Source organism: Rickettsiella endosymbiont of Dermanyssus gallinae, assembly GCF_019285595.1.
Lineage (GTDB): Bacteria > Pseudomonadota > Gammaproteobacteria > Diplorickettsiales > Diplorickettsiaceae > Rickettsiella_B.
The window spans coordinates 279,675-296,655 of record NZ_CP079094.1 but is presented as its reverse complement, the minus strand read 5'-3'; the positions used below and the strand labels follow the sequence as shown (position 1 = coordinate 296,655).

Genomic DNA, 16,981 nt, shown 5'->3' with positions numbered 1-16,981 from the left:
CTGAAATTAGGCCGCGATACGTCCTGCGTCCGGCACGCACTCACTCCTTCGGAGTTCATGCCCGTGCCTCCCACAAATGACTTTACGGCGTGATGCGTTTCCTGCTTCGCCCGTCAACGCACGCCTATCGCGGGCTCTTCGACTTCGCATTGCTTTCACAATGCTTTCCTGTCTCATCGTATGAATAAAATCTATACATATCCTTGATGCGTGCCAGCCAGAGTCTGCAAGTTATTTTATGTAAAATCGCTGTGGAGACATTTAAATTTAGGGAACCCGCATCTCTAACTTTCTAGTGGAGTTACTTCACTTTGCATTCTTTAGTTCATCTAAATAATCCGCCCACCACTGCATCATTTTTCTTCGCTCGGGCAAATATTCTGCATAGTTGTATGCGGCGCGAATATTGTTGCGTTCTGCATGTGCGAGCTGCCTTTCAATTGCATCACGATTCCAACTGTTTTCGTTGAGTAAGGTCGAAGCTAACGACCTGAAGCCGTGACCTGTCATTTCATCTGCTGTGTACCCAAGTCTGCGTAATGCGCCTAAAACAGTGTTTTCAGACATGGGGCGTTTTGATGAACGAATGCTTGGAAAAACGTACTTGCCATCGCCAGTAAGCGCTTTAAGCTCTTGCAGAATGGTGATTGCTTGCGTGGAAAGTGGAACAATATGTTGTTCGCGCATTTTCATTTTTTCTGCTGGTATGCGCCATTCTGCTTTTTCAAAATCAAATTCACTCCATTCAGCATGACGCAATTCACCAGGGCGAACAAAAAAGAGTGGCGCAAGTTGTAGTGCACATTTTGTAACAAAAAAACCTTCGTACCCATCGATAATGCGGAGCAATTTACCCACTTCTACAGGGTCAGTAATGCTGGCATGATGCCTCTTTTTCACTGGCGCCAATGCACCGATTAAATCTACAGACACGTTGCGTTCTGCTCGACCAGTAGCAATAGCATAACGGAAGACTTGGCTGCAAATCTGTAATATACGGTGAGCAGTTTCAATCGCACCTCTCTTTTCTACGCGGTGCAGTGCAGACAACAACTCAGGCGCAGTAACTTCGGCGACAAGTGAGTCGCTATGCTCCCGAAGAATTTCGGCCATCGTGTCCCCGAAATTCGTTCGCATGACGCGACTGAAATTAGGCCGCGATACGTCCTGCGTCCGGCACGCACTCACTCCTTCGGAGTTCATGCCCGTGCCTCCCACAAATGACTTTACGGCGTGATGCGTTTCCTGCTTCGCCCGTCAACGCACGCCTATCGCGGGCTCTTCGACTTCGCATTGCTTTCACAATGCTTTCCTGTCTCATCGTTGGTCGCCTGCCAATCCAAGGAAAGATATTTTTCTCAAGCCGAATTAAAGTTCGTGAGCCATGCTCTTTTGTCCACTTGGGAGTAAATTTCGTGTGCCACTCACGAGCAATCGCTTCAAAACTGTTTTCAGCAACAAGCTTCTTTGAACGTTTGATAGAATTTTTAAGGATGCCAGGGTCGATGTTATTAACGAGTTGCTTGCGAGCTTCTTCACGTACATCCCTAGCGCAGCCAAGCTCACTTCAGGATAGGCACCTAAAGACAATTTCTTTTCAAACCCAGCAAACCGATACTTTAGCTTCCATAGCTTAGAGCCATTTGGGTTGATTAAAAGATATAACCCGCGCTCATCAGCCATTTTATAAGCCTTCTCACTCGGCTTCGCATTCTTCACTTGCACCACTGTTAATGCCATGGGGGCCTTATTTTTCTTTATACAGATTAAGCCCCCAATCAGGCCCCACTTTAGGGCTGGATGTTGGGGGCTTTATTAATATTTCACTGGACGAAGAGTAATAAAAAAACCCCTTATTTACAAGGGGTTTTAGACGATATTGGATGTATTAGGATTAGAATTTGGTGGAGGCGGTGGGAATCGAACCCACGTCCGCCAATCCGCTGCCCTTGGCACTACATGTTTAGTGCAATCATTAAATTTAGTCGCTAAACCTCCGATTGACAGGGAGCCTAGCAACGAGTCTGTTTAGTTTTAGTAGCTTCTGCCTCAGACAGACTTGGCTACGATCTTGCCAGTATGACCACTCCCCCCACATGCAAGCCTATGGAATTCATGGCGCTTGCCGTTGTTTAGACGGCGCAAACGTTACACAGTTACTGCGGTTTAGGCAGCAATAGCAACGTTTTCAGCGGTATAGTTACGGTCGTTTGCAACTATAAGTTTGCAACATGATTAACGAGGCAAAGTTGCGTCCTCGACATGCACCTTGGGGTTTGTAATCAACGTCGAAGCCGATCGCCCCCAGATCTGCATTATAACCTATCCCTTTGCAGAAGCTTGCTATTTTCTTATCCAAACTCTATAAAAAACTCAAAAATGTAGGTTAAATACCTACCTGGAATAGCGTTCTAAACGCTGTTTCTCCCGCTGCCAGTCTTTTTCCTTCAAACTGGTTCGCTTATCATGCTCTTGCTTACCACGGGCTAATCCAATTTCTAGCTTGACGCGATTCTTCTTCCAGTACATTTTTAAAGCAATTAGGGTATACCCTTTGCGCATGATGCTACCGGCCAATTTACTCAGCTCACGCTCATTTAAAAGCAGTTTACGGGTTCGAGTCGGGTCAGGTCGGGTATGCCGAGTAGAAACCGTAGATAGCGGGGTAATATGGCAGCCTAAAAGCCAGGCCTCACCATTTTTTAAAGTGACATAGCTTTCACTCAATTGCGCACGACCATCACGCAGACTTTTGACTTCCCAGCCTTGCAAAACAAGCCCTGCTTCTAAAGACTGTTCAATGAAGTAATCGTGCCGTGCACGCCTGTTTAACGCAATGGTACTGGATTGCGATGCTTTCTTAGGATTCATACGATATACTACTCGCCCGTTTTAGGCTCTTATTATACAGACTCTATAAAGTAGCAAATATACAAAATAGGGTCTATGAAATGGTTATGCCAATTATTCAAGAAACGTTAGACGTGCCCTACAATGTGGCAGAGATGTATGAGCTCGTCAATGATATAGCCGCTTATACTGAATTTCTTCCTTGGTGTACGGAAAGTAAAATAATCAAGCAAGATGAAGATGCGATACAAGCTAAACTGACGCTACGCGGCGGTGGTTTTTCAAAATCATTCACTACTTCTAACCGCTTACAAAAAGATAAGATGGTTGAAATAAGCCTTATCGATGGGCCCTTTAAACATTTGGAAGGTTTTTGGGCATTTGAACCCACTAAAAAAGGCTGTAAGGTTCGTTTGAATTTAGAATTTGAATTTGCTAGCCCTCTACTGGCGATCGCTTTTTCACCTGTTTTCGAAAAAATCGCGCAGTCACTTACTAAAGCCTTTTCTGATAGAGCCAAACAAGTTTATGGAAAACGTTGATACACGCTTAACAATTGAAGTGGCATTTGCTACTGAACACAAGCAACTTATTATACCGCTATCCGTATCCGCTACATGCTGTATAGAAGAAGCCATACAACATTCAGGCATTCTAAGGCATTTCCCTGAAATTGATTTAACAAAAAATAAGGTGGGAATCTTCGGAAAACTACGTGCTCTTAACACGCTCGTGCAAGCAGGGGATAGAATAGAAATCTATCGCGCCTTAAGCGTTGACCCCAAAAAAACTAGAATCAATCGCGCTAAAAAACAAAAAGCTTCGCTATAACGCCTTAATTAGGATGTTATTTCTTAATACTAACTAATCGATTCGCTGAAAAAATGAGCGTTACGTGCCCTTGAGTCGATTCCGCATGCCCTGGTTGGTAAAAGTAAACGTAATCGCTGCGATTAGGCTGGAAAGGCGTTTGCAAGACGCAACTACCTAGAAGATAACGAACTTGTTCCTCTGTCATACCGAGTTTCAATTGCTCTATGGTAGACTGCTTCAGTACGTTGCCCTGTTGAATGTCGGGACGGTAAATAATGCCGCAGCCTGAAAGCAAAAAGAGTAAAAAACAGTTAACGGCCCATTTTGTCATAAAAATAATATCATTATAAACTTACACACTATTCTAAAACACAAAAAAACAAACTAACGCCAGGAGTTTAGAGATAATCTAATGGATAATCAACAACTACGCCAAGCCGGCTTAAAAATAACGGCCCCCCGATTAAAAATCCTTACACTACTTGAGCAAGCTTCGACACGTCACTTAAGCGCCGAAGATATTTATAAAGCACTGCTAGAGTCGGGTGATGATATAGGCCTAGCGACGGTCTATCGCGTATTAACACAATTTGAAACCGCCGGACTGGTTAAACGACAAAATTTTGAGGACGGCTATTCGGTATTCGAACTTAACCAAGGCCCCCATCATGACCATCTGGTTTGTATAAAATGCGGGAAAGTAGATGAGTTCGTCGATAAAATAATTGAGCAACGTCAAGAAGCCGTCGCAAAACAGACCGGTTACAAAATGACAGACCATAGTCTAATCATTTATGGGATTTGTAATAAATGCGCTAAAAAAGGCCCTAAATAAATAGCGCGCTTGATTTTAGGAAACGTCTAAAATTTTAAGTGTATTCGTTCCACCTTGTGTCTTCAAAAGATCCCCGTACGTAATAAGAATACGTTCGCCTTTATGTAAGGCACCATGCTTTTTTAATTCAGCAATAGCTAAATCATTGAGACGTTTTTTATCTAATTTATCAATATTAAAATAGATGGGATAAACACCACGATAAAGCGCTAATCGGCGTGTTGTTTGTACACTATGTGCAAGCGCGTAAATAGGGATTCCTGAACGAATGCGGGACATCCATAATGGCGTAGCGCCGGACTCCGTTAACGCAATAATGGCCTTAATATTATAATGATTTGCGGTATACATCGCTGCCATCGCAATCGCTTCATCCGGCCGCTGAAATTGGCACTCCACACGATGTCTTGACACCTGCGTTTTTACTTGCCGCTCAGCACCCAAACAAATTCGCGCCATAGCAGCCACCACCAAGTCGGGGTGATCCCCGGTCGCTGTTTCTCCTGACAACATAACCGCATCCGTTCCATCTAATACCGCATTGGCGACATCAAAAACCTCTGCCCGAGTAGGAATCGCATTATGAATCATAGACTCCATCATCTGCGTGGCAGTGATAACCACTTTATCGAGGCAGCGCGCACGCTGAATAATATGTTTTTGCACCGCTGGTAATTCTGCATCACCAATTTCAACCCCTAAATCACCGCGTGCTACCATCACCGCATCTGAAGCCCTAATAATTTCATCTAAAAGTGGAATTGCATCGCTACGTTCTATTTTTGCAACCAATCCCGCCTTTCCCTTAGCGGCTTTTAACAAACTGCGTGCCTTTTTCATGTCCGCTGCATTGCGTGGAAATGAAATCGCAATATAGTCCGCATTTAATGCCACGGCAGTTTTTAAATCTTTTTTATCTTTAGGTGTTAAGGCTACCGCAGAAAGTCCACCGCCTTTGCGATTAATGCCTTTGTTATTAGATAGTTCGCCACCGACTTCTACTTTACAAATAATCTTATTTTTTTGAACTTTACGAACCTTTAATACTAAGCGTCCATCATCCAGTAATAACAGATCGCCACCTTGTACATCTTTAGGTAAGTTTTTATAGTCAATACCGACTGATTTTTCATCACCGGCTTCTTTAGATAAATCCGCATCTAAAATAAACTGTGCACCTTCTTTTAAAAAAATTTTACCTGACTTAAAGCGCGCAATACGGATCTTAGGGCCCTGTAAATCTGCCATAATCGCAATTTCACGACCGGCTGCTTTAGCACATTCACGCACTAAATTAGCTCGCTTTATATGGTCTTCTGCCTTGCCATGTGAAAAATTCAAACGCACAACATCTAAACCCGCCGCTATCATGGCAGGCAACACATCTTCTTTATCGGTTGCTGGACCCAGTGTTGCTACAATTTTTGTTCGTTTAAATCTATTCATGTTTAGACCTCTGAGAATCACTTGTATGTTTTTCTAATACTGTTAATGCAGGAAGTGTTTTCCCTTCAACAAATTCAAGAAAAGCGCCTCCGCCTGTAGAAATATAGGAGATTTTATCGCTTATATTATATTTTTCTATAGCGGCTAAGGTATCGCCACCTCCGGCAATAGAAAAAGCTCCACTATCTGCAATCGCTAAGCTTAATGCACGTGTACCGCCTTCAAAGGGCGCCATTTCAAAAACGCCTATAGGTCCATTCCATAAAATAGTGGCTGCCGATACCACCGCGCGATTATAAAGTCGAATGGATTCCGGGCCAGCATCTAAAACCATTTCATCATCTTCTATTTCGGTTAATTTCTTAACCTTTGTTTTTACGGTAGCAGACATTTCTTTAGCTACCACTACATCCGTTGGCAAGATAATTTCTACATGTTTCTGCTGCGCTAAAAGCATTAAGCGTTTCGCCTCTTCAATTAAATCATTTTCAACTAATGATTCCCCCAACTTATAGCCCTGCGCAGCTAAAAAGGTATTTGCAATTCCCCCACCCAAAATCAAACTATTCACTTTATCGATTAAGGCCGCTAATACATGTAATTTACTAGAAATCTTAGAACCCCCTACAATGGCCAGTAAGGGTCGCGCTGGGTTTTTTAAGGCTTGTGTTAATGCTTTTACTTCTGTCATTAACAATAAACCTGCGCACGCTTGTGGGGAAAATTGTGCGGCGCCAACCGTTGAAGCTTCGCTGCGATGCGCTGTCGCAAAAGCATCCATCACAAAAATATCCCCTAGTTTTGCTATTTTTTTAGCAAGCAGTGGATCATTTTTCTTTTCTCCCTTCTGAAAACGCACATTTTCACAAAGCACCACTTCTCCAGGCGCAACCTCAAATCCATCTAACCAATCAGTAACAAATTTTACGGGGCGATCGAGCAAGGTTTGCAAACGCTCTGCAACAGGTGCAAGAGAAAGCTCAGCGCTCACATGCCCTTCTTCTGGCCTACCTAGATGAGAAAGTATAATAACAGCCGCTCCTTGCGCCAGCGCATACTGGATAGTAGGCAAGGCTGCTTTAATACGCGCATCGCTGCTAATATGGCCATTATCTATAGGAACATTCAGATCCTCGCGAATGAGCACACGCTTATTTCTACAATCTAAATCTTTCAAGGTAGGTAACACCATAAGCAAGCCCTAGCAAAAAAACTAGTTTACCCTAAAATGCTATTAAATGCCGACCACGTCGCTAAGCCGAAAACTTGATTACAACACGAATTAAAAAGAGTTTAATCCTAATGGAAACACCACACCGTTTAAAAGTTCTGATTACACGCCCAGCACATCAAGCTGAAAAATTAGCTAGCGACATTCAGGCGCATGGTGCCATCCCTGTTTTTTTTCCTAGCATAGAAATTGTACCTATAGACAATACGGTACTTTTATCGCAGACGTTTAAAAATATTGACCATTATGATTGCATTATTTTTATTAGTCCTAACGCTGTATTTCAATCAGCCCATTATATCCATCATTTTTGGCCTCCTTGGCCTAAAAAAACCAAAATAATTGCCATTGGTCCCGGCACTGAAGATACGCTAAAAACACTTAATTTATCTGTAGATTACCGTCCAGAAAAAAATTTTAATAGTGAAGGCTTGCTCGCACTTCCTCCATTACAAAACCCTAAACAAAAAAAGATCTTAATCTGTCAAGGCGAGAATGGCGGCCTATCACTTATTACCCTACTAGAAAAAAGAGGCGCCCACGTTGATACTTTAAATCTCTATAAGAGAGAATGTCCTCGACTTATTAAAAATAATATCCCTCAACAAAACGAGGTTGATGTCATCATCTGTACGAGTAATACCGGCCTTAAAAATTTAGTCAATCTATTGCAGGCTGATTGGCATGATGCGCTATTTGATAAACAACTTCTCGTTATTAGTCCGCGTATTGCCGAGTTTGCAAAAAAATTAGGCTTTGTAAAAGCGCCCGTAATATCGGATAATGCAAGCAATGAAGCCATTTTACACACACTTTCCCGATGGAAGAAAGAGATATGGAGCAAGAACCACCAATCATCAAAGCCAACGAGTTAAACGATGAGATGCCTACTCCGCCTACTCGACCAAGGAATTGCATCATCGCTTGCTGCGCTATTGGTTTATTATTAGCGACCTGGATATGTCTTCTTCTTGCTTTCGCTTTGTTTTGGAAAAAAAATAACGACCTACACGGCAACAGTGCCGCTAGTCTAACGCAAATCCAAACCCAACTTTCCCAAAATCAAAAGAACTTAATCCAAGTACAAAATGTTATTCAGAAAAATTTTACATCGAATACTAATCTGATTCGACTAAACGAAGCCAAAGAGCTTATTCAGCTAGCTAATTACAATCTTTTTTATCTACGTGATCAAAATAGTGCTTTATCGGCGTTAAATTTAGCGAATAAACAATTAGCTGAATCTAATAACTCGACCGCTTCCCTAGAGACGCTTCGCAACTTATTAACGCAAAATATCGCTAAATTAAATGCATTACCACACCTAGACCTGAGTAATACACTCGTACAATTAAATAGCCTGAAAGCCCAAGTAGCAGAACTACCTTTGCTGAGCACTACACTCACTACCCAAGAAATAGCAAGTTCACAGCCCCAAGCTACTTCAGAAAAAAAATGGATGGATGCTATTCAAACGAGTCTACATAGTTTTCAACAGTTAATCGTTGTGCGGCATTTAGATAAACCGATAGAGCCGCTATTACCGCAAATACAGCAACAATATTTACAACAGAACCTACAATTATTATTACAGCAAGCACAGTGGGCCTTGCTCCATAACCAACAAGAAATTTATCAGTCCAGCTTGCAACAAACTAAAGAAGCCATACAACAATATTACGTAGAAAAATCTCCGGCGGCTCAAACTATCATTCAACAAATCAACAAACTTGCTGAAATAAATCTACAGCTCGCATTACCGGATTTAAGTCCCACCTTAGAAGCCATCGATTCTCTGATTAAAACAGTCGCTCGCACACCTACCGATCAGAAGGAAACACCTTTATGAAGCGGTTTTTTATATTTTTAATCATTCTATTATTTTCAGTTTGGATAGGCGTTGAAATAGCCACAGACCCTGGGTATGTGCTTATTACTAGGCATAAACTCGCTATAGAAATGCCCTTATGGTTAGCCTTAATCGGCTTTTTACTGAGTTTTATTGTTGTTTATTTTTTAATTCGTACTATCCATTATTTTGGTTTATTGCCAAAGCGTTGGCGTGCTTGGTTACAAAACAGACAGCAGCAAAAACAAGATTCTATAGAAGATCAAACATTATTTGCGACGCTTTATCAAAAGCCTCCAGATTGGAACATTATTTTAAATACCTTGCCCCAACTAGAAAAAAGAAGTTGGTTATCTGAAGAGCAAATACAAAAGTTAGAACATGATAGCTATGCGGGTTTATTACAGGAAGCCATACAAACTAATTTAGTCAAGTTTGAAGAAAAATGGCAACAACTACCCCATCGATTGAAGAAAGATCCTTATTTTCTTAACTTCTACATTCAAGGCCTTATCCAATATCATGAAACTGAAAAAGCGGAGGAATTAACGCGCAAACTTTTAAAAAAGCATTGGTCCGCACCACTCGTGCATACCTATGGTCTTATTAGAAGCGCACATCCTGAGCGCCAATTAGCCTATGCCGAAAAATGGCTAAAAAATAATCCGCATGATCCTGATCTTTTATTAAGTTTAGGCCGTATCTGCAAGCAACTACAATTATGGGGTAAAGCACGGGATTATCTAGAGACGGGTTTAACTCAAAACCCATCTAACCCAGAAAGCTATCAAGAGTTAGGTGAGCTATTTGAAGCCTTAGGAGAACCGTCAGAAGCATTACAGGCGTTTAAAAAAGCTTTAAAAATAAGAGTCGATGTTTGTATCTCCGACGGGTCCAACCGTCATGGCGAGCGAATGCAATGAGCGTGGCCATCCAGTTTAAGATATTTTCTAGATTGGCACGCGCTTCGCGCTCGCAATGACGAATTAGTGTGATTAGACAGACGCTAAATCATAAACATGATTATTTAAAATCGTATAAACAGGCCAACCTCTTAGCGTAAGCCCTGCAAAGGGTGACCAGTGGCATTTGGTCTTGAGCTCATTTTCATTAACCACACGGCGCATGGCTAAATCGACTAATACATAATCGGCATAAGCTTTTAATTTAAAAATTTCTTGTGCACGCCTAGACGTTAAATCCACTATTTTTTCTAATGATAAGTGGCCTTCATGGTACGCTTCTAATAATAATGGCAATGTTGTTTCTATCCCTGGAACTCCCGAGGGGCAAGCACCATAAGGCCGGGCCTTTTCTTCAGCGGTATGCGGCGCATGATCGGAACCGATGGTATCTATAACGCCTTCCTTAATCGCTTGAAATAAGGCTTTTTGATGCTCTGTTGCTCGCAAAGGTGGATTCATAACCGCCTTACCTTGCAAGCGATCATAATCATTGCTATTCAAAAACAAGTGATGCGGTGTTGTTTCGGCAAAAACGGGCAGGTCTTCCATTTTCGCTTGTGCAATTAAATCCATTTCTTGGCGCGTACTAGTATGCAAAATATATAAACGTGTTCCATACAAACGCACTAAATCAATCGCTTTTTTTACAGCGATACTGGCGGCTTTTTCATCACGTATTTGTGAATGAATCGCATAAGGCTGCGGTAATACTATTTTTTTGCTATTTTCCTTTAATCGATGCTCGTTTTCTGCATGTACGGCCACTAGCATATCTTCTTCAGCCGCTAATTTAAAAATCGCATGCAGGCTTTCATCATCATCAATCACTAAACCACCGGTGCTGCAGCCCATAAACACTTTAATACCAATAACCTGTCCTTTTACTTTTTTTATTTCGTCTAAATGGTGTTTATCGGCACCAAAAAATAAATGATAACGTAATGGTATTTTTACGGCTTTTAGTTGGCTATCAATTAAGTTTTTCTTTTCCTGTAGTTCGAGCTGCGTCACTGTCGGTGGAATTGTATTCGGCATATCAAAAACGGTGGTATATCCACCTTTAATGCTTGCTTGCGCGGCGGTTCGCCAATCTTCTTTATACTCCAGGCCAGGCGTTCTGAAATGCACATGGGGGTCAATTAACCCTGGCAGTAATAATAAATTTTCTGCCTCTATACTTACTTCTTGCTGGCTTTCAATGCTTAGACTTTGACGGGCTCCGTCCAAAGTTTGGATATGCTTGATTTGAATCATAAATGCATTTGTTTATAGGAATAAGGCTCAACTCGATTCTCTTAACAAAAGAGTATAATACGCCTAATCTAACATCCAGTTAATATTTCACAAAATACCTATCAGTAATAACCCCTAGGAAATGAGAAAAAACCCTTTCTATCTCTTTACAACACCTTCTTTTTTCAACCTATTAAAATTCACCGCTGCATACAAAAACAAGGCCTATATTTACTTTTTTTCTTAAGTATCTCTTAATTTTCTTTCTATATACTTCTCTCCAAAATCCCCCATGCAAAAAAAGAAGCAAAGCCACATGGGGCTATATGGTCTAGGAAACTGCAATAGCTACGCATTGAAAATGCATATCATCGCATAATTTCTGGTAATTCAATTGATACAAAAATAAAAAGACCAATTTCTATGCCACAAGATAAAGTTTTCACCTTATACTTCATTTCAAAAAATGGAGAACAACCCAATTTCTCTCCTAATAGCAAGAAAATTGTGGCGTCCAAGGAACAAACACTACTAGGTCAGTCTTCTAAGATAAAGATTACAATAGCCTCAGGAAATAACAACTATCCTGATAGGACATTTTTTATCTTTTATATTTCACCAAGCTGTGAAACACAGCTTGCCTCTATTCTTGATATAATCCAGCAGAATGCAGAATATTTACGTTTAAACAAAGATAAACAAGAATACGACAAATTTTCAAAATTAGAAAAAACATTAAATGGCGCCGGATATAGCATACACTCAGAAAAAACATCTAATTCCACCCACCGTTATGCTACCGATCCCGGCCGAAGAAAAAGAACATTAAGCTCTACTTCTTTAAGGGACATTCCTGAGGCAAATGATAATAAAGGAAAAGGAGTCACTAGATCTGCTACTTTTAATAACCTTCGTAACCCAAGTTTTTGCCAAGGAAGCATCGCAAGCTCCTATCCTTCAACTAGCAGTCTTTATAATGATGATCCGTTGATTGATTCGAATAACCATCGGCTAGCAAGAGAGCTTGCTCACGCTCAACAAGAAAATAGCGTATTGAAAGAACAGCTTCAAACAGAAAAAATCGCTAAAGACGATGCTGTGCGAGCCCAGCAAGAAGCTGAAGGAAACATCAAAACGCTAAAAGAACAGCTTCAAAAAGCTCAAACAGAAGCTGATGCAAGAGCAGGCACAGCTGCAGCAACAGCTACAATAGCAACCGACGCTAAAACAGTAGCTGAAGAAAAAGTCGCAACCCTAACAGCAACACTTGGTCGAGCAATCGTAGCTCAAGCCGAAGCCGAAGCAAAAGCCAACAATTTAGAAGCACAGCTTAAGACGGCAACCGATGCTAAAGCCGACGCTGGAAAAGCGAATGAAACGTTGCAAACTGAACTTAATAACGCTAAGCAAGCTCAAGAAACAGCTGAAAAAGAAAATGGAACATTGAAAAGACAGCTTCAAGCAGCACAAACAGCAAACGAAGATAGAGCAAGCACTGAAGCTGAAGTCGAAAATCTAAAAGAACAACTTAAAAAAATTCAAATAGAAATTCAAACAGTATACGGTGCTAAAGACGGTGCTAAAAGAGCACAGAAAACAGCTGAAATAAAAATGACAGCTGCTAAAGAAAATCAAAGAAAATTGGAAACTAGACTGTCAGAACAGAAAGAAACATTTGAAAAAGAAATAAAAACATTAGAATGTAAACAAGTTGAATTAGAAAAAACAATAGAAACTTTAACTACGCAGTTAGGATTAAAGCAGACAAAATCTCAGCAAAAAGTTGCAGAAGAACTTTTAACGTTGCAAGCTGAACTTAAGAAAGCTCAGCAAGCTCAAACAGAAGCTGAAAGAAAATATAAACAAGCTCAAGAAGCTTTAGAAAAGCTGCAACAAACTAAAGACAACGTTGATGAGCAAGTCACGACTCTACAAGAACAGCTTGCGGCTGAAACAGCAAAAGCTAAACAAGCTCAACAAGATTTAGAAAAGCTGCAACAAACCAAAGGCACAGTTGATGAGCAAGTCACAAATCTACAAGAACGGCTTGCGGCTGAAACCAAAGCTAAAGAGACAGCTCAAGAAGCTTTAGAAAAGTTGCAAAAAACTAAAGGCAACGTTGATGAGCAAGTCACAAATCTACAAGAACAGCTTGCGGCTGAAAAAGAAAAGGTCGTGGATTTAGAAACGAAGCTTAGGGAAGCAACTGAGAATAAAGAAAGAGCTGAAGCAGAAGTCGAAGACCTAGAAGCGAAGCTCAAGAAAGATGAAGCTCAAGTCACAAAGCTAACAGAAGAACTTAGTCGAGCAACCAAAGCGAAAGACGATGCTGAAGCAACCGCTAAAACAGCAAACGAGGATAAAGAAAAAGCTGAAGCAGAAACTAGACAAGCTACAAAAGCTCAGCAAAAAGCTGAAGCTCAAGTCAAAGGGCTCACAGAAGGATTTATTAGCGCTCAACAAGAAGCTGAACAAGCTCTAAAAGCTGAAATTAATGAGTTAAAAGCACAACTGTCCGAGCAGAAAGATTTCCAGCTATTCCTTCAACCTTTACAGCGTGAATTGGAACAGCATGCCGACTTATTAAAACAAAATAATTCTTCACTAGCACAGAACAAAGCTAGCATGATTTTGGATTTATCTGAGGCATTAAAATTATTTGCGACAAAAAATAGCAACCGAGAAGAATCTTTAGGACAATTAAAACAGAAAATTAATGATTCTAGAGAAACCCTAGAACAGCATAGAAATATAAGCAGTCGCCTGCTTTGTTATATGTTTAGATCTAAACGTCCTGTATTTAAAACAGCAAGTGCTCGACTTTTATATAACATAGAAAAAACGATAAGCCCTTTTGACGCTAATCAATCTCTAGTTGAGTCATCGAATACAACCGAGGCAACGCGTCCGAAGAATAATGGGGCATCTTGGATAACAGACAGTATACTAAGTCATCGACACCGTTAGTCATAAGCTGTAGTAGCTCAGACTTGATCGGACAGTTGCCGGTTATTAAGAAGTGACTGTCAGTGAGCCTGTAAACAATTTTGTGTAAGTGCCGTGTCAGGAGAACCTACCCTCGAATTCGATAGCGAATCGATTCATAGCGGCTCTCCAATCATGTAAAGCCATCGTCCACTTTTGTGATGCCTTCTGTACCGCTAAATATACTACTTTTAATGCCGATTGGTCATTAGGAAAGATTTTACGATTATTAATTGATTTTCTAATCACACTATTGAGTGATTCAATGGCATTGGTGGTATAAATAATTTTTCGTATGTCGTCAGGATAATCGAATAAGGTCACCATATTACTCCAGTTTTTATGCCAGGTACGGCTAATGGCGGGATATTTTTTATCCCATTTTTCACTGAACATCAGAAGCGCTTCTTCGGCTTGCTCTATAGAAATAGCACGGTAAATAAGCTTAAGATCCGCTACCACGGCTTTCATGTCCTTATGCGGTACGTAGCGTAAGGAATAACGAATAAGATGCACAATGCAGAGCTGAACCTTCGTTTTTGGGAATACCGCGTTTATTGCCTCTGGAAACCCGCTTAGTCCATCCACGCAAGCAATAAAAATATCCTTTACCCCACGATGATTTAATTCGGTTAATACAGATAGCCAAAATTTTGCACCCTCGGTTTCAGCTATCCACAAGCCGAGTAATTCCTTTTGTCCTTCACAATTAATGCCCAAAGCCAAATAGATGGATTTATTGATCACACGTTTATCTTGATGGCATTTAATAACGATACAATCTAAATACACGATAGGATATACCGTTTCTAAGGGGCGATTCTGCCACACCGTCACCTCATCCATCACGGCTTCAGTCACTTTAGAAATCAAGCTGTGCGATACCTCCGCACCGTACATTTCTTTGAACGTCGCCGCTATATCACGGGTAGTCATCCCTCGGGCATACAGCGCTAAAATCTGTTCATCAAACTCCGTCAAGCGCGTTTGTCCTTTGCGTATAAGTCGAGGTTCAAACGTACTATTTCGATCCCTAGGCGTGTTAATCTCAACTTCGCCAAAATCACCCTTTAATCGCTTCGGTGAATAACCATTGCGGCTATTTCCCGTATTCTTGCCTTCTATCGCGTGCTTTTCGTAGCCTAGATGCTCCTCTAGCTCTGCATCCATGGCTCGTTCTACCGTGAGCTTTAATAGCTGCTTGCTCAGCGCAGATATATCTTTTTCACTCTTTATGGATTTAGCCAATTCACTGATTAATTCGGGAGCTATATTTATTTCTTGTTCTTGTTTCATTACTTATTTCTCTTTTATCGCTAGTGCTTTTTTCAGCGCATTAGCTTAGGTAATAATAAGCATTTACACAATTTAGTTTACAGGCTCCTGTCAGTTCAAGTTTAGTGAATAAACTTTTCCTTCCAGATTTGTTTCCCATCAACGAGAGTTTCTATAGGTGTTCTTCCACAACACATTTTGCCTTGACGAGTTCGTTTATTATTATAGAAATTAATCCATTCGTCTAGATCGTGTTGTAACATTTCTATACTTGAATACAATTTTTTTCGAAAAGTAATTTGATAAAACTCCTGCAAAATAGTTTTATGAAAACGTTCACAAATTCCATTCGTCTGAGGTGAACGTACTTTTGTCTTTGTGTGATCAATGTCATTAAGCGCTAAATAAAGCTGATAATCATGATGTTCGGCTTTACCACAATACTCTGTGCCTCTGTCAGTTAAAATCCGCAATACGGGCAAGCTGTGCTCCTCAAAAAACGGTAATACCCGGTCATTGAGCATATCGGCTGCCGTAATCGGTGTTTTCGTCGTATACAGCTTAGCAAAAGCAATTTTACTATAGGTGTCGACAAATGTTTGCTGGTACACACGACCAACTCCCTTTAATGTCCCTACGTAAAAACTATCCTGCGATCCAAGGTAGCCAGGATGGACTGTCTCAATTTCACCACACACTTCATCATCGTGTTTTTTCCTTTCAAGTGCGACAATCTGTGCTTCTGTTAGTAAGATGCCTTCTTCAGCCACCTTGGTTTCTAGCGCCTTCAGACGTTCTTTAAAATTCTCTAATGAATGACGAACCCAGATACTCCGTACACCACTGCCGGATACAAAGATACCTTCCTTGCGTAACTCATTACTTGCCCTGTGTTGACCGTGGGCTGGATAGGCGACGGCATAGTTCACGACGGCTCCTTCCGTTTTATCATCGACTCTATTTTTTAAATTAGGTTGACGACGGCTCTTTTCAAATAAGGCTTCCATCGATGAGACAGGAAAGCATTGTGAAAGCAATGCGAAGTCGAAGAGCCCGCGATAGGCGTGCGTTGACGGGCGAAGCAGGAAACGCATCACGCCGTAAAGTCATTTGTGGGAGGCACGGGCATGAACTCCGAAGGAGTGAGTGCGTGCCGGACGCAGGACGTATCGCGGCCTAATTTCAGTCGCGTCATGCGAACGAATTTCGGGGACACGATGGCCGAAATTCTTCGGGAGCATAGCGACTCACTTGTCCACCTTTTTCAACCGCTGATTTATAGCTGTAAAAGGTATCTCGAGATAGCCCCATGACCTGGCAAGCTTTCGATACGTTTCCTAATTCCTCCGCTAAATTAAGCAATCCGACTTTATGTTTAATAATTTTATCAGTAGTATGTAACGTGAGAGTTTCCTCTGTTTTTAAATTTTGATTCGAAGTTTTACACCTCTATCAAAACCGGAAACTCTCGCTTTTTCAAGCTCTGTGTACGATTACAT

General features: G+C 41.1%; 19 protein-coding genes, 1 other RNA gene and 1 pseudogene. 8 read left to right on the top strand and 13 right to left on the bottom strand.

Going from position 1 to position 16,981, the window contains the following annotated elements; translation table 11 throughout:
• Positions 1–6: 6 nt before the first annotated feature.
• From KX723_RS01510 to smpB, 6 genes are all read right to left on the bottom strand, one after another.
• On the bottom strand, positions 7–177 hold the full coding sequence (locus tag KX723_RS01510) for a hypothetical protein (RefSeq protein WP_218813323.1): 171 nt from the start codon (positions 175–177) through the stop codon (positions 7–9).
• Between the two features lie 129 nt (positions 178–306).
• Positions 307–1,113: a tyrosine-type recombinase/integrase gene (locus KX723_RS01505; protein WP_246562484.1), complete on the bottom strand. Its 807-nt coding sequence runs from the start codon at positions 1,111–1,113 to the stop codon at positions 307–309.
• A 37-nt stretch (positions 1,114–1,150) separates the two neighbouring features.
• Complete coding sequence (locus tag KX723_RS09820; protein WP_425516595.1) at positions 1,151–1,435, bottom strand: phage integrase central domain-containing protein; 285 nt, start codon at positions 1,433–1,435, stop codon at positions 1,151–1,153.
• Complete coding sequence (locus KX723_RS01495; RefSeq protein WP_218814352.1) at positions 1,369–1,740, bottom strand: Arm DNA-binding domain-containing protein; 372 nt, start codon at positions 1,738–1,740, stop codon at positions 1,369–1,371. The genes KX723_RS09820 and KX723_RS01495 overlap by 67 nt, the downstream gene beginning before the upstream one ends.
• A gap of 162 nt (positions 1,741–1,902) precedes the next feature.
• Positions 1,903–2,306: a transfer-messenger RNA gene (ssrA, locus tag KX723_RS01490) on the bottom strand.
• An 88-nt stretch (positions 2,307–2,394) separates the two neighbouring features.
• Positions 2,395–2,871 (bottom strand): SsrA-binding protein SmpB, encoded by a 477-nt coding sequence (smpB, locus tag KX723_RS01485; RefSeq protein WP_218814351.1) that lies wholly within the window; start codon positions 2,869–2,871, stop codon positions 2,395–2,397.
• 86 nt (positions 2,872–2,957) lie between these two features.
• Here smpB and KX723_RS01480 point away from each other — a divergent pair, with 86 nt between their 5' ends.
• Together KX723_RS01480 and KX723_RS01475 are read left to right on the top strand one after the other, a co-directional pair.
• Complete coding sequence (locus tag KX723_RS01480; RefSeq protein ID WP_218814929.1) at positions 2,958–3,392, top strand: type II toxin-antitoxin system RatA family toxin; 435 nt, start codon at positions 2,958–2,960, stop codon at positions 3,390–3,392.
• Positions 3,379–3,681, top strand: a complete 303-nt coding sequence (locus KX723_RS01475; protein ID WP_218814350.1) for an RnfH family protein — start codon at positions 3,379–3,381, stop codon at positions 3,679–3,681. The genes KX723_RS01480 and KX723_RS01475 overlap by 14 nt, the downstream gene beginning before the upstream one ends.
• Before the next feature lie 16 nt (positions 3,682–3,697).
• On the opposite strand, the gene KX723_RS01470 is transcribed toward KX723_RS01475, so the two are convergent.
• Positions 3,698–3,994: an outer membrane protein assembly factor BamE gene (locus KX723_RS01470; protein WP_218814349.1), complete on the bottom strand. Its 297-nt coding sequence runs from the start codon at positions 3,992–3,994 to the stop codon at positions 3,698–3,700.
• 81 nt (positions 3,995–4,075) lie between these two features.
• On the opposite strand from KX723_RS01470, the gene fur reads away from it, so the two are divergent.
• On the top strand, positions 4,076–4,498 hold the full coding sequence (gene fur / locus KX723_RS01465; RefSeq protein ID WP_218814348.1) for a ferric iron uptake transcriptional regulator: 423 nt from the start codon (positions 4,076–4,078) through the stop codon (positions 4,496–4,498).
• Between the two features lie 15 nt (positions 4,499–4,513).
• Here fur and pyk read toward each other — a convergent pair whose 3' ends face one another.
• Both pyk and KX723_RS01455 read right to left on the bottom strand, forming a co-directional pair.
• Positions 4,514–5,944 (bottom strand): pyruvate kinase, encoded by a 1,431-nt coding sequence (gene pyk / locus KX723_RS01460; RefSeq protein ID WP_218814347.1) that lies wholly within the window; start codon positions 5,942–5,944, stop codon positions 4,514–4,516.
• Positions 5,937–7,136 carry a phosphoglycerate kinase gene (locus KX723_RS01455; protein ID WP_218814346.1) on the bottom strand — a complete coding sequence of 400 codons (1,200 nt, stop codon included), beginning with the start codon at positions 7,134–7,136 and terminating at the stop codon, positions 5,937–5,939. The genes pyk and KX723_RS01455 overlap by 8 nt, the downstream gene beginning before the upstream one ends.
• A gap of 110 nt (positions 7,137–7,246) precedes the next feature.
• Between KX723_RS01455 and KX723_RS01450 the strand changes: the two genes are divergently transcribed.
• The 3 genes from KX723_RS01450 to KX723_RS01440 are packed head-to-tail and all read left to right on the top strand — an operon-like array spanning position 7,247 to position 9,947.
• Entirely contained in the window at positions 7,247–8,050 is an 804-nt protein-coding gene (locus tag KX723_RS01450; RefSeq protein WP_218814345.1) for a uroporphyrinogen-III synthase, read from the top strand.
• Positions 8,011–9,024 carry a uroporphyrinogen-III C-methyltransferase gene (locus tag KX723_RS01445; RefSeq protein WP_218814344.1) on the top strand — a complete coding sequence of 338 codons (1,014 nt, stop codon included), beginning with the start codon at positions 8,011–8,013 and terminating at the stop codon, positions 9,022–9,024. The genes KX723_RS01450 and KX723_RS01445 overlap by 40 nt, the downstream gene beginning before the upstream one ends.
• Positions 9,021–9,947, top strand: coding sequence for a heme biosynthesis HemY N-terminal domain-containing protein (locus KX723_RS01440; RefSeq protein WP_218814343.1), 927 nt, complete (start codon positions 9,021–9,023; stop codon positions 9,945–9,947). Before KX723_RS01445 ends, KX723_RS01440 begins: the two co-directional genes overlap by 4 nt.
• Positions 9,948–10,019: 72 nt before the next feature.
• On the opposite strand, the gene KX723_RS01435 is transcribed toward KX723_RS01440, so the two are convergent.
• The gene (locus tag KX723_RS01435; protein WP_218814342.1) at positions 10,020–11,243 is read right to left on the bottom strand and encodes a dihydroorotase; all 1,224 of its coding nucleotides are present in this window, start codon (positions 11,241–11,243) and stop codon (positions 10,020–10,022) included.
• 402 nt (positions 11,244–11,645) lie between these two features.
• Between KX723_RS01435 and KX723_RS01430 the strand changes: the two genes are divergently transcribed.
• Complete coding sequence (locus KX723_RS01430) at positions 11,646–14,189, top strand: hypothetical protein (protein ID WP_218814341.1); 2,544 nt, start codon at positions 11,646–11,648, stop codon at positions 14,187–14,189.
• A gap of 96 nt (positions 14,190–14,285) precedes the next feature.
• Here the strand turns inward: KX723_RS01430 and KX723_RS01425 are convergent, their stop codons facing one another.
• On the bottom strand, positions 14,286–15,503 hold the full coding sequence (locus KX723_RS01425) for an IS256 family transposase (RefSeq protein WP_218813425.1): 1,218 nt from the start codon (positions 15,501–15,503) through the stop codon (positions 14,286–14,288).
• A 101-nt stretch (positions 15,504–15,604) separates the two neighbouring features.
• Positions 15,605–16,483 (bottom strand): annotated as a pseudogene (locus tag KX723_RS01420) (IS481 family transposase); the annotation flags it as partial.
• An 8-nt stretch (positions 16,484–16,491) separates the two neighbouring features.
• Here KX723_RS01420 and KX723_RS01415 point away from each other — a divergent pair.
• Positions 16,492–16,662 carry a hypothetical protein gene (locus KX723_RS01415; RefSeq protein WP_218813323.1) on the top strand — a complete coding sequence of 57 codons (171 nt, stop codon included), beginning with the start codon at positions 16,492–16,494 and terminating at the stop codon, positions 16,660–16,662.
• 11 nt (positions 16,663–16,673) lie between these two features.
• Here the strand turns inward: KX723_RS01415 and KX723_RS09815 are convergent, their stop codons facing one another.
• Complete coding sequence (locus KX723_RS09815) at positions 16,674–16,844, bottom strand: helix-turn-helix domain-containing protein (protein ID WP_425516588.1); 171 nt, start codon at positions 16,842–16,844, stop codon at positions 16,674–16,676.
• Between the last annotated feature and the right edge of the window lie 137 nt (positions 16,845–16,981).